The sequence below is a fragment of the Kribbella sp. NPDC004536 genome, from assembly GCF_042873835.1.
Taxonomy (GTDB): Bacteria; Actinomycetota; Actinomycetes; order Propionibacteriales; family Kribbellaceae; genus Kribbella.
Genome location: NZ_JBIALY010000002.1, coordinates 927,483 through 939,812 on the forward strand (window position 1 = coordinate 927,483; position 12,330 = coordinate 939,812).

At 69.1% G+C, this 12,330-nt stretch carries 9 protein-coding genes; 5 read left to right on the forward strand and 4 right to left on the reverse strand.

The genetic code is table 11. The features are described from left to right. Positions 1-7: 7 nt before the first annotated feature. Positions 8-3,325 (reverse strand): LamG-like jellyroll fold domain-containing protein, encoded by a 3,318-nt coding sequence (locus ACFYRU_RS19195; RefSeq protein ID WP_387660436.1) that lies wholly within the window; start codon positions 3,323-3,325, stop codon positions 8-10. A gap of 154 nt (positions 3,326-3,479) precedes the next feature. On the opposite strand from ACFYRU_RS19195, the gene ACFYRU_RS19200 reads away from it, so the two are divergent. From ACFYRU_RS19200 to ACFYRU_RS19210, 3 genes are read left to right on the forward strand one after another with little or no spacing between them, the layout of a single operon-like run. After that, a complete protein-coding gene (locus ACFYRU_RS19200) occupies positions 3,480-4,145 on the forward strand; it encodes a response regulator transcription factor (protein ID WP_387660439.1) in 666 nt (221 codons plus the stop codon). Further along, positions 4,142-5,518, forward strand: a complete 1,377-nt coding sequence (locus ACFYRU_RS19205; protein ID WP_387660441.1) for a sensor histidine kinase — start codon at positions 4,142-4,144, stop codon at positions 5,516-5,518. Before ACFYRU_RS19200 ends, ACFYRU_RS19205 begins: the two co-directional genes overlap by 4 nt. Beyond that, positions 5,515-6,444, forward strand: coding sequence for a TAXI family TRAP transporter solute-binding subunit (locus ACFYRU_RS19210; protein ID WP_387660444.1), 930 nt, complete (start codon positions 5,515-5,517; stop codon positions 6,442-6,444). The genes ACFYRU_RS19205 and ACFYRU_RS19210 overlap by 4 nt, the downstream gene beginning before the upstream one ends. Before the next feature lie 7 nt (positions 6,445-6,451). Here the strand turns inward: ACFYRU_RS19210 and ACFYRU_RS19215 are convergent, their stop codons facing one another. Both ACFYRU_RS19215 and ACFYRU_RS19220 read right to left on the reverse strand, forming a co-directional pair. Continuing rightward, on the reverse strand, positions 6,452-7,585 hold the full coding sequence (locus tag ACFYRU_RS19215) for an amidohydrolase family protein (RefSeq protein ID WP_387660446.1): 1,134 nt from the start codon (positions 7,583-7,585) through the stop codon (positions 6,452-6,454). Beyond that, positions 7,582-8,919, reverse strand: coding sequence for a hypothetical protein (locus ACFYRU_RS19220; protein WP_387660448.1), 1,338 nt, complete (start codon positions 8,917-8,919; stop codon positions 7,582-7,584). Before ACFYRU_RS19220 ends, ACFYRU_RS19215 begins: the two co-directional genes overlap by 4 nt. A gap of 141 nt (positions 8,920-9,060) precedes the next feature. On the opposite strand from ACFYRU_RS19220, the gene ACFYRU_RS19225 reads away from it, so the two are divergent. Then, positions 9,061-10,047 carry a LacI family DNA-binding transcriptional regulator gene (locus ACFYRU_RS19225; protein WP_387660451.1) on the forward strand — a complete coding sequence of 329 codons (987 nt, stop codon included), beginning with the start codon at positions 9,061-9,063 and terminating at the stop codon, positions 10,045-10,047. 13 nt (positions 10,048-10,060) lie between these two features. Here the strand turns inward: ACFYRU_RS19225 and ACFYRU_RS19230 are convergent, their stop codons facing one another. Beyond that, positions 10,061-10,849, reverse strand: coding sequence for a 6-phosphogluconolactonase (locus ACFYRU_RS19230; protein ID WP_387660454.1), 789 nt, complete (start codon positions 10,847-10,849; stop codon positions 10,061-10,063). Positions 10,850-10,980: 131 nt separating this feature from the next. Here ACFYRU_RS19230 and melA point away from each other — a divergent pair, with 131 nt between their 5' ends. Then, positions 10,981-12,321 carry an alpha-galactosidase gene (gene melA / locus ACFYRU_RS19235; RefSeq protein WP_387660456.1) on the forward strand — a complete coding sequence of 447 codons (1,341 nt, stop codon included), beginning with the start codon at positions 10,981-10,983 and terminating at the stop codon, positions 12,319-12,321. Positions 12,322-12,330 lie beyond the last annotated feature (9 nt).

Genomic DNA, 12,330 nt, shown 5'->3' on the forward strand with positions numbered 1-12,330 from the left:
GAGTGGGTTACTGCTGGGACGGCAGGTACAGGTCGGCGATCTGCTGATCCGACAGCACACCGGAATACAGCTGTACGTCGTCGATGGCGCCGGTGAAGAAGCTTCCGAGGCCGGCCGCCGACGTCCAGCTCGCTCCGAAGCGGGACGCTCCGGCCGCGTTCCACGCACTGCGGTGATACGTCTCGGCCACGAACTGGCCGCCGACGTACAGCCGCAGCGACTGATCCTTCGCGTCGTACACGCCCGCGACGTGCGTCCAGCCACCGGCCACCGGCTCGTCGAACGGGCTGACCGCCGTGTGCACCTCAGCCGACGCCGAGTCCGCGACCGGCATCGCCACCGACCAGCGGTAGCCGCCGTACATGTCGTCCCAGCCGTATCCCAGGCTGAAACCACTCACCTGCGAGCCGTCCTGACTGATCACGACTTCGTTCTTGCCGACCGCGGAAGGCTTCACCCAGGCGGCCACCGTGAAGCTGCCGTCCGTACGGATCGCCGGTCCCGACGCCGTCAACACACCGGTGGTGCCGTTCAGTTGCACCGCATTGCCGGTCTTGCCTGCCACGCGGGACACACCGGCGGCCGACCAACTGGCCGGATGGGCCCCGGCGGCGTCCCCGGCGGTCGTACCGGAGGTCTCGTCCATCAGCCACTGACCGTCGCGGCGGGCCACTTGCTGGATCTCGCCCGGCAGCAGCACCCGGTTGTACACCTGGAGCTGGTCCAGATCACCCGGCCAGTACTCGCCGTAGGCCCCGTTGACCTTCGACCGCCCGATCTGGAACGAGCCGGCCGCGTTCCACGGAGTCGTGTACGCCGTGGTGGCCTCGAGAACACCGTTGACATAAAGGCGGATCTGGGCGTTCGGAGCGTCGTACACGCCGGCCAGGTGAACCCACCTGCCGTCCGCTGCGGGCACCGTGGTGGAGACGGCCCGGACGTACGTCGGTGCGGCGACATCGGCCGAGGTGCGATTGAAGATCCACCGGTGATACGAGCTCGAGTAGTACAACGTGAAGGCGCCGGCCTGGTTCCCGACCTGGGTGGCCACCACCGCGGTGTGCGACGTGTCGGTCAGCCGCACCCAGCCCGACACGGACAACGAGTTCAGCGTGTTGACCACCGCCCCGCTCGTCGCCGCGTACCCGCTCGTGCCGTTGAGGGTCAGGGCGCCGCCTTGCCTGCCGTCGCCCCAGGACGCCCCGCCACCTAGGGATGCGTTGTGCCCGCCCGACCCGGAGTCGACCGCCACCGTGCCGTCACCGGTCTCGTCCAAACCCCAGTTCGCGACCGGGGCCGGCGCCGGGCCCGCGTAGAACACCGCCGTGACCACCTCGGAACGGTTGCCTCCGGCATCGACCGATCGGACCTGCACCCAGTTCACGTACCGATCCGGCAGCACCGAAACTGTCACCTCGCCACCCGGCTGCGCCGGCGTCGCGGTCAGGTTCAGCGCGGTCGATGTCCCGTTCAGGGCGTACTCGTACTTGACGACATCGGCCTCCCCGTTCGCGCCGAACGTCACCGGCAGGCTCGTCCCCATCACCGCGTCGCCGGCTCCGTTGTCCGGGAACCCCGACGACACCGCCGTCGGCGCGTCCGGGACGGTGGCATCCACGGCGAACTCACACCACGGACTCCACGCGCTGACGTCGATACCGTCCTCGGCCCGTACCCGCCACTTGCCGACCGCACCGTTGCCGAAGGCACCTGACGGAACAGCGGTCGCCACGACCGTGGGCGTCGCGCCGGCGACGACCGGCGAGACGTACTCCCCGACAGGAGCCGAACCGTCGGGCGTCCACCACTCGAAGTGCGCCTGAACCGAGTTGTCGACGTCATGGAGCGTCGCTCGAAGCGTCGGGGTCACCGTGGACACGACCAACCGATCAGGGCCTGTCACACACGACGCCGAGCCTTCGGTGGTGAGGTTGGCCGGGTTGTCGGGGATGGTGTTGTAGTCGATGGTGATGCTCGGGTTGTTGGCGAACTTCTTCCACGAGTACGGATCGTTGTTGCTCTCCGCCCACGTCGACGACCGAAGTCCCTGCGTGACGTTCGACCAGCCGTTGGCCGCCGCGTTCGTGACCTGGCTGGTCACGTTGAACTCCACTCCGCCGGCCGGGCAGCTGGACGACGAGAAGCCCTTCGCGAAGCTCTTCTTCTCCAGTTGGTACGACCAGGTCGGCTGGTTCTTCCAGGTCGTCGCCGAGGAGATCGGGTTGGTCGCCCACACCTGCACCTCGCGCACCGTGCATGACCACGACCAGTTCGCGTACGTCTGCAGCGTGGCCTTGAGGATGTGCTTGTACTTCACGCCGCTGGTGTCGAACTGGAAGAACGAGCGGGTGCGCTTCTGGTCCGTACCGTCGTAGCCCACGCGGGCGACCTTCTCCGAGGTGCCGAGGTTCGCGCCGTTGTAGAACGATGTGGTCGGGTAGTTGCTCCACACCTGCGTCCAGGCCTGCTTGACGCCGGACCACGACGGGTCGATGTAGACCGGGAACCGGGTGGTCTTGCTGGTCAGCAACGCCCGATCCGGCACGAGCGACAGCTGATCCCCGGCCACCCGGGCGCCGACGGCCGTGACCCGGCCACCGGGCTGTACGGCGGACCCGTGACCGGAGGAGTCCCACATGTACGGCGCGGGTCCACTGAACACGACCTCGCCGGCCGGATCCGTCGCGGTCAGACCGGCCGCCGTGGCGTGAACCTCCAAACCCTTGGCTGTCAGGCGATACGGCAGCGATTCGAGCGCCGGGTTCGCCGCGGCTGTCGCGTTCTTGACCACCAGGATCTGCGACAGACCTGCAGTCGAGGCAGTCAGGACGAGGTCGACACCGGGAAAGACCTCCTGGTACGTCGCGGTGTCGCCGGACAACACCGGCTGGGGGAGTCGGCCCGGCCAGCCGACAGCCAGTTCGCGGCCGTCCTGGCGAAGCCGTACCAGCGGCGTTTCGCCGCCCCCGGAGAACGCGAGATCGAGCGGGCCGGCGACCGGCGCTACCGTACCGTCGGATCTGGCCTGCAACGTCATGTCCACCGGCACCCACCCGGACGACTGGCGTACGCGTACCGGCAACGCTGATTCGTGCCGGGTGTACGAACCGTCCGGATTGGCGAACACCTGCCCTGTCTCGGTGGTCAGCGTGCCGACCTCGACCTGCCGCCCGGTCCTGACGGCGACCTCCCGCGCCTGTGCTTCGCCCAGCACCGTTGCGGCAGCAGCCGGCGTCGCCGCGACGACGACCAGCAAACTTCCGAGCAGGGCGAGGATGGCTCCGACAACGCAACTGCGACGAGACAGAGTGGGCTTGCCCGGCATGACGGCCTCCCGGCGACGAAGGAAGAACTGAGTCCTCTGTGTCAAGGAAGCCGGTCCGGCACCTTTCGCGTCCACGCGGCCCCCGCGATCCTGCGCGTAGCGACAACAGGCGTGCGCGTAAGGATTTCTCCACCGAGACCGTTGCGGTGACAAGATGTTCCTTGTGCGGATACTGATCGCCGAGGACGACGACAGCGTCGGTGAGGCGCTGGTCGACGTCCTCGGCGCGCACGGTCACCAACCGCACCGGGTCTCCCGAGGCGCGGACGTGCTACTTCGGCACAGCTCGGCCGATGTCGTGTTGCTGGACCTCGGCCTGCCCGACGGAGACGGGCTGGACGTGCTGCGAAAGCTGCGCCAGGTCAGCGAAGTCCCGCTGGTGGTCGTCACCGCGCGCGGCGACGAGCGGTCGGTGGTGCGCGGCCTGCGGCTCGGCGCGGACGACTATCTCGTGAAGCCCGTACGGCTGGGTGAGCTGCTGGCCAGGATCGACGTGGTGGTCACCCGACGCGCCCGGAGCTCACTGCCCGCCGGGGTCGTCGAGGTGGGTGACGTCGTGATCGACCTGACCGCTCGACGCGTCCGGGTCAGCGAGCGGGAGATTGCGCTCACTCCGAAGGAGTTCGACCTGCTCGCGGCGCTGGCGCGCCGCGCAGGTGCCGCGGTGAGTCGCGAGGTGATCCTCGACGAGCTGTGGGGCGACGCCTTCCTGGCGAGCTCGCGGGCGCTCGACGTCCATCTTGCCCAGCTCCGCGTCAAGCTCGGCAGTCCTGGCCTGATCACGACCATCCGCGGTTTCGGATACCGGCTCGGCTCATGAGAACGCGGGTCTTGATCGTGCTGACGATCTTCTCCCTCGTCGCCGTTGCCGGGTTGGTTCTGCCGCTGCTCGCGACCACCTCTCAGGCCCGTACGCAGGCGCTGTTGCTCAGCCGCGTCGCAACGCTCGACCGGCTCGCTGCGCTGGCCAGGGAGATGAAGGACGCCGGCGACCTGGCGAGCGTGCAGGCGGAGGCGTCCCGAATGACCGAGGTGTACGGCGAAGACTTGTTGCTTGTTGGCCCGAGCGGACACCCGGTCATGTCCACCGGTTCGCTGGACCTGGACGATCCGGGCGTCCGAGAGACTCTGGCGTCCGCGTCGCGGAATCTTGCGCAGACGACCCTCGACCCGGTTCGGCCGTGGAGCGAGCCGCGGCATCTGCTGGCCCGTCCTGTTGGCACGCCCCACGAGTTGGCCGGCGCAGTCGTACTGCGCGTCGATGCCAGCAGAGCGATCTCCGGCGTCCGTCGCGACTGGGCGCTGATCGTGACCGGGGCGATCGCCGCCGAGCTGCTTCTCCTCGAACTGGCGATCCTGCTGACCCGCTGGGTGGTCCTTCCGGTCCGGCGGCTCGAGGAGGCCGTCGTCGGCCTTGCCGAGACACCGACGACCGGCCCGGCTGTGATGCTGTCCGGCCCGCCGGAGCTGCGCCATCTGACCAGATCGTTCGCGGACATGGCGGCCACGGTCACCCGATCCCTGGAGATGCAGCGCCGGATGGTGGCCGATTCGTCGCACCAGCTGCGGAACCCGCTGGCGGCCGTCCGCCTCCGGCTCGACGCCTTGGCCTCGGAGCTCCGCGATCCGTCCAGCCCGCGGTTCGCCGGGATCCAGCAGGACCTCGATCGGCTCGAAGCGCTGCTCAACGACCTGCTCAGGCTTGCCGAGGCCGAGAGCCGGCGCCCGGATGCCGTGGCCGGTCGGTCGGTCGTACTCGAGGTGCTGCCCGGTGAGGTGGCAGCATGGCGGCTGCTCGCTGCCGAGAACGGTGTCGACCTGGCTGCCGAGCTTGCCGTCGTACCGCCGGTGGCGGTCAGCGAAACCGACCTACGGCAGATCGTCGGCGCCCTCGTCGACAATGCGATCAAGTACGCCGGCGACGGTGCGCGGGTGATCGTCCGGATCGAGCAGTCGGGCGCGGACGGCGTTCGGCTGAGTGTCGTCGACGACGGGCCCGGGCTTCCCGAGGAGCAACGTACGTTGGCATCGCAGCGGTTCTGGCGCGCCGATCAGCACCAGTCGTCGCGAGGCAGCGGCCTCGGTCTGGCGATCGTCGACCAACTGGTGAGCGCCGCCGGCGGGACGCTCACGATCGAGGCGGTGCGGCCTCACGGTCTCGCGGTTCACGTAGACCTACGGACGGCGCCATGAGCGTGCTGCGGTTGTCACGGCGGGCGCTGCTGGCTGCTGGAGCGGCGTCGCTAGTCGGTGGTTGCAGCTCTGACCGCCCCCTCGTGGACCGGCTGGTGGTGGCCGGCGGTGAGCGTGGCGGGTTCTACCTGGAGTTCGCACAGCTCCTCGCCACCCAGCTGACGGCCGCAAAGGTCGCCCGGGCCGTCGAGGTGCGGTCGACCGAGGGCAGCCTGCAGAACCTCGAGCTCGTGCGTCTCAGGCAAGCGGACCTGGCGATCTGCCTCGCCGATGCCGCCGCGCAGTCCCGCGAGGTTGTCGCCCTCGGCAGGGTGTACGAGAACTATCTGCAGTGCGTGGTCCGCGCGGCCGAACCCGTCCGCCAGTTACCCGACCTCGTCGGCAAACGGGTCTCCTCCGGGCCACCGGGCGCCGGCGCCGCACTGACCACGAATCGGCTCCTCGTCGCGGCCGGCATGCTCGCCGAGCGCGCGCCCGTGATCGCCAACCTTCATCTGTCGGATGCGACCGACGCGCTCGCCACCGGACAGATCGACGCGATGTTCTGGTCCGGTGGGGTACCGACCCGGCGGCTGTCGGATCTTTCCGCTCAGGTACCCATCCGCCTGCTGCCTCTCGATCACTGGCTGTCCAAGCTGCGCACCGCGTACGGCGTGGTCTACCAGAGAGCGCAGATCCCGGCCGCGACCTACAGCGGTGTCGAACAGATCAACACCATTGGCGTTCCCAACCTTCTGATCTGCCGGCCCGAAGTCCCAGGTGCGGTCGCGGCGAAGATCGTCGACGTCCTCGTCAAGCGCGCAGCGGGCCTCGTACCGGCCTCCGCGGTGGGCGCGCACTACCTCGACCCGAACTCCCTCATCGGCACCAGCCCGCTGACCCTCCACCCAGCCGCCGCCACCCGCTACCGCACCCTGCACGGCTGAAGCTGGCCTACTCCAGACCGTAGGCTCGAACGGCGTTGCCGCGGCTCAGCATCTCGACGTAGCGCCGCGCGTCGGCCGTGCCGATCAGATCGTCGGCCAGCCACTCGTCGAGCACCCGGCCGACGGACCGGCGCCAGAGCCATGATCCGCAGGCGTACAGCTCGGGTAGGCCGAACGCGTCCGAGGCGTACAGCACCTTGTGGAGCGGCGCGATCTCCAGCGACTCCCGCACCAGCGTCTGGCTGGACGGTCCGGTATGGCTGACTGCCAAACTGGTGTCCAGCCAAACATGCGGGAAGAGCTGCGCGAGAATCCCGGCCTGACGGATGTACGGGTAGCAGTGCAGCAGCATCAGCTGAACCCCGGTCGTACGTGTCGCGTGCGCGAACCCGGTGAGGTGCGACGGATCGCAGCGGTGCAGCACGATGTCCGGGTCGCCGTACCCGACGTGCAACTGGATCGGCTTCCGGAGCTCCACCGCCCGCCACAGCACATGCCGCAGCAGCACCGGTTCCGTGAGACGCGTAGGTGCGCCTGCCTCGACGGCCGTCAGCCAGCGGCCCGCGGCCGCGGTGACCTGAGCAGGTTCCGGTGGCGCCGGGTCGAAGTCGAGACCGTACCGGTAGGCGATGATCGACTTGACGCCGACGGCGTTCGCGGCGGCGGTCGTCAGCGCGTCGTCGAACGCGCTCGAGAAGCCGGCTGCCGTACAGCCCGGCACGATCGACTCGGCGACCGTTTCCAGGCGCACGATCTCCTCGGCGGCCGTGCCGGTCAGCCTCGCCATCTCGTCCGGCGTCGTGATCGTCGAAGCCTGGAAGCCCGTGTCGAGCAGGTACCGTTCGGTTGCGCTCGAAGCCAGTAGTCGCGCGCTGACCTCCGTGCCGCCCAGTTCGCCGCGGCGCCGGAGATACTCCTCCGCGGTGCAATGCCGCGGCAGGTCGAGCAACGGCGCGCACACCGAGCGCACCGTGATCCCGAACGGGTTGTCGAACACCGACGTGCCGGGCGGGGCAGGCCAGTCCGATTCGGTGGCCAGCAGCTCCACCTCCGCATCGGTCGCGGTACCGGTCCGTACTCCGTGGCAGTGGTGGTCGATCAGCGGTACCTCGGCGGCCAGTTCGGCGACGCTTTCGCTCATGCCGACCACGCGAACCGCAACCGCTCGGTCACGGCGGACGGATCCTGTCCTTCGAACGCGGTCACCTCGTGCCGCCGTACGGCAAGCAGCGCGGACAGGATGTCAGCGCCGAGGATGTGTTCGGCCTGGGCCGAATCGCGGAGCGCGTCCAGCGCCGCGGTCTGATCGGTAGGGAGCGTGCGGTGCTGCGCGTCGGCCGGATGAGTGGTCGCCTCGGCCGGCAGCGGGGTACGGCGCCGCAGACCGTCCTCGACCAGGCCGAGCACCACCGCGATCGCGAGGTAGGGGTTGGCCGACGGGTCGACGCATTTGACCTCGATGTTGGCGCTGCCCGCGTCGACCGCGCACAGACGCACTGCGGCCTCGCGGTTCTCCAGTCCCCAGCAGACAAAGGCGCCCGACCAGTGCCCGGGAAGCAGCCGCTGACCCGACAGCACGGACCCGGCGAGTACGCCGACCACGCCAGGCAGCCCGGCGACGATGCCGCCGATCGCCGACTCGCCCTCCGCGGTCAGCCCGTGCGGCCCGGGTCCGCCGGACAGTATCGGCGTACCGTCGCGTTCGAGCGAGACGTGGATGTGGGCCCCGTTGCCGCTACCACCCGCGAACGGTACCGGCGAGAACGACGCGGCAAGCCCTGCGCGCCGCGCCGCGCGGCCGATCACGATGCGCGCCAGAACAGCCATGTCGGCCGCGGCGACCGGATCGGCGGGGGAGAAGGAGATTTCGTACTGGCTGTCGCCGTACTCCGCATGGCACTGCACGACGTCGAGCCCGGCGGTTCGGCAGTCGTCCAGCAGTCGCAGCAGGAAGTCCTCCCGGTCCAGGCCCGCAGTCAGGCCGTAGCAGTTCCACGGGCGTTCGGTCAGCGCCGCGCCGTCAGCGGCGGTGAGTACGAACTCGACCTCGCAGCCGACGGTCGCGGTCACGCCGAGCGCCGCCAGCTCGCCCACCGTTTCCCGTAGCCGGCCACGTGTGCACAGCGGCGAGGGCGAGCCGGACTGTTCCTGGAACTCCGCCGGCGCCCAGGCCAAGCCACCGCCGAGCGTCCGCAGGGCACGCAGGTCGGGGCGCAGCCGCTGGTCACCGACCACCCCCAGCTCAGGCGTGAACGCGATGCCGTTGTCGACGCAGAAGACATGCCAGCTCGGTGCTGCACCCAGCCCGAGCCGGTGCGTCTCGGCGATCCTCTCGCGCGGCACGAACTTCGCACGAGGCACGCCACCGAGATCCACAGCGGTCACCGCGAGCGCGGTAACTGCGGCCCGAGCAAGCTCGGCGTCGAGCTCGACCAGCTCGCGATCGCCGAGGACGGGAAGCAGATGCGAAACCATACAAGAGACCTTCTCACTCGCCCGGGTCGGCTGAATCCGATCGGACGGCCCTGCGTGTCTCGCGGCGAGGATTGCCCCGGTTATACTGCAAGCGGTTGCTGCAACCGCAGCACGGTTGTCCTTCGAGGGGTAAGGAGCGGCATGGCGGTCACTCTTGCCGACGTCGCGGCTGCGGCGGGGTTGTCGGGTTCCACCGTTTCCCGGGCGCTCTCCGCCCCGGAGAAGGTCAACGCGACGACCCGCGAGCGGGTCGAGCGGATCGCTCGGGAGATGGGGTACGTCCCCAACCACAGCGCACGCTCGCTGACGGCCGGCCGTACCGACCTGATCGGGCTGCTGGTGCCGGACATCGCCAATCCGTTCTTCCCGCCGATCATCAAGGCAGTTCAGGCGCGCGGCATCCAGCACGGCAGGACAGTGCTGATCGCCGACGTCGACGAGCGCCCCGCCGACGAGCTGCCGCGGGCCCGCACCATGCGCCGACAGGTCGACGGCCTCATCATCGCCTCGCCCCGTACCTCCGACGACTTGATGGATGAGCTGATCGCGCTCGGTCCGGTGGTCTTCGTGAACCGGGCTGTCCCGGGCGCGGCGAGCGTCGTCATCGACGAGGCCGGCGGGATGGAGCAGGCGGTCGAGCACCTCGCCGCGCTCGGGCATCGCGCCATCGCCTACCTCAACGGGCCCAAGCGTTCCTGGTCGAACACCCAGCGCCGCGGCGCGGTCCTGGCGGCGAGCGCCCGGCTGGGCCTCGAGCTGGTGGAGCTCGGACCGTTCGAGGCGCAGGTGCAGTCCGGCGTCCATGCCGCGGACCTGGTGATCGCGCGCGGAATCACCGCCGTGATCGCGTACGACGACCTGATCGCCCTCGGCGTGATGGCGCGGCTGACCGAGCGTGGGGTCCGGGCCGGAACAGACGTCAGTGTCATCGGGGTGGACGACAGTCCGATGTCGGCGATGGCGTATCCGACGTTGACCTCCGTACACGTTCCTGGCGACGCAGCCGGGACCGAGGCGGTCGATTCCCTGCTCGCGATCCTCGACGGCCGGCAGGTCGAGGACGAGCACGTCGTCCTCGACTCCCGGCTGATAGTGCGGAGCTCCACCGGTCCTGCGCCCACCTCCTGACAATGCCCAGTGCTCAGCTCGGCTCGACCGTCACCGCAGAGTCCAGCAGCGACGCCGAGGCGGGCTCGAGCAGCAGTACGGCGTTGGGCGATCGGCGCAGGATCGTCGCCGGGCAGTGCGGACCGATCTCTTCGACCAGTGTCGCCCGCACCGCGCCCGCCTTGCGGCGCTCCGGCACGCACACCTGGACCTGATCCGCCGACAGCAGCGCCGGAATCGTCAGCGTGATCGCCTGTCCGGGTACGTCGGCCAACGACGCGAAATGACCTTCGTCGACCTGCTGGCGCCTCGACTCCGGTGTCAGCGTGACGACCCGGACCCACCGCGGGTCGTCGAAGTCGGCGTCGAAAGGCTCGTTGAAGGCCAGGTGACCGTTCTCTCCGATGCCCATGCAGACAAGGTCGAGGGGCGCTGACCGGAGCTCGCGCTCGTAGCGGTCCGCCTCTGCGTGCGGATCGCCGGCGCCACTGAGGTAGTGCACCCGCGCCGGCGCGAACCGCTGCCCGATCCGGTTCCGGATCCACAGCTGGAAGCTTGCCGGATGCCGGTCGTCGATCCCGACGTACTCGTCCATGTGAAAGACCTCGACCTGGTCCCACGGGATCTCCTCGTCGGCCAGGGCGTCGGTGAACGCGTATTGCGAGTTCCCGGTCGCGATCACGACGCGAGCCAGCCCGCGTGCCCGTACCGCGGTCCTGAGGATGTGGGCGGCCCGGCCGGCAGCGGCCGACCCCATTGCGCCTTCGCTGGCGTGGATCTCGACAGCGAGGTCCTCGGCCGTGAAGCGGGTGTCGATCGTCATGGGTGGCTCTCTCCGATTTCTGCGAGTGGTCGCGGCAAGCTATTGCAAGCGGATGCAGCATATGCATTAATCTTGCAGCAATCACTATGACAGATCGCCGAGACCGATCACCCACTCGAGGAGAACAGCTGGTGGCTCGCATTGTGTTCATCGGGGCAGGCAGCGTCGTCTTCACCCGTCAGCTGATCGCGGATCTGCTGAGCTTCCCGGATCTGCCGGAGCTCGACCTGGTCCTCCACGACATCGATCCGACGCGCCTGGACGTGGCCTGCGGTACGGCGCATCAGCTGGCCGCCCGCACCGGCCGCCCGCTCCGGATCACCGCCGCTGCGGACCGCCGTACGGCCCTGGAGGGCGCCGACTTCGTGGTGAACATGATCCAGGTGGGCGGCGTCGACGCGAGCCGTCTCGATCTCGAGCTCCCGTACGAGTTCGGGCTGCGCCAGACGATCGGCGACACCACTGGTATCGGCGGCGTGTTCCGCGCCCTGCGGACGTTCCCCGTCCTGTCAGGGATCGCCAGGGACTTGCGCGCAGTCTGTCCGGAGGCGTTGTTCCTCAACTACACCAACCCGATGGCGATGAACATCTGGTGGCTGGCGGCCGTCTCGCCGGACCTGCGCACGGCCGGCCTGTGCCACAGCGTGTTCTGGACCGTTCACGATCTCTGCGCGCTGATCGGCGTACCCCTCGAAGGCACCCGGTTCCGGGCGGCGGGCGTCAACCATCAGTCGTGGCTCTACGAGTGGAGCCGGGACGGCGTCGACCTCTACCCGCAGCTGCGGGAGAAGATCGCGGAGGATCCGGAGCTCGAGCGCCGGGTGCGGGTGGAGATCTTCCGCCGGATCGGTTACTACCCGACCGAGACGAGCGAGCACAGCGCCGAGTACCTGTCGTGGTTCCTGCGCTCCGACGAACAGATCGAGCGGTTCAGGCTGCGGCCGATGCAGCATCTCGACACCGACCGACGCAACCTGGCCGAGTTCCACGCGGCCCAGCAGGCGCTCGCCGAGGGCCGGGACCTGGAGTTCGACGACGAGGGCGACGCCGCGGAGTACGCGCCGCAGATCATCCACTCCGTTCTCACGGACACCGAGCGAGAGATCCACGTGAACGTGCCCAACCGCGGCCTCATCTCGAACCTGCCCCAGGGGGCGGTCGTCGAGGTCCCGGCCACGGTCGACGGCGCTGGCATCACGCCCATCGCTGTCGGTGCGATCCCGGCGCAGGGCGCAGTACACAACCGTACGTACCTGTCTGTGGCGGAACTCGCTGTGGAGGCAGCCCTGACCGGGTCGCGGGAGCTGGTGCTGCAGGCGATGCTCGTCGATCCGAACGCCAGTTCCACGCTCACACCTGAGCGGCTCGCCGGGCTCGTCGACGAGCTGTTCAAGGTCCATCAGGATCTGCTGCCGTCGACGTTGGGCGGCGGCGTGGAGCTCGACCTGTCCGACGTACCGAACCGCAACTGACGACCCCAG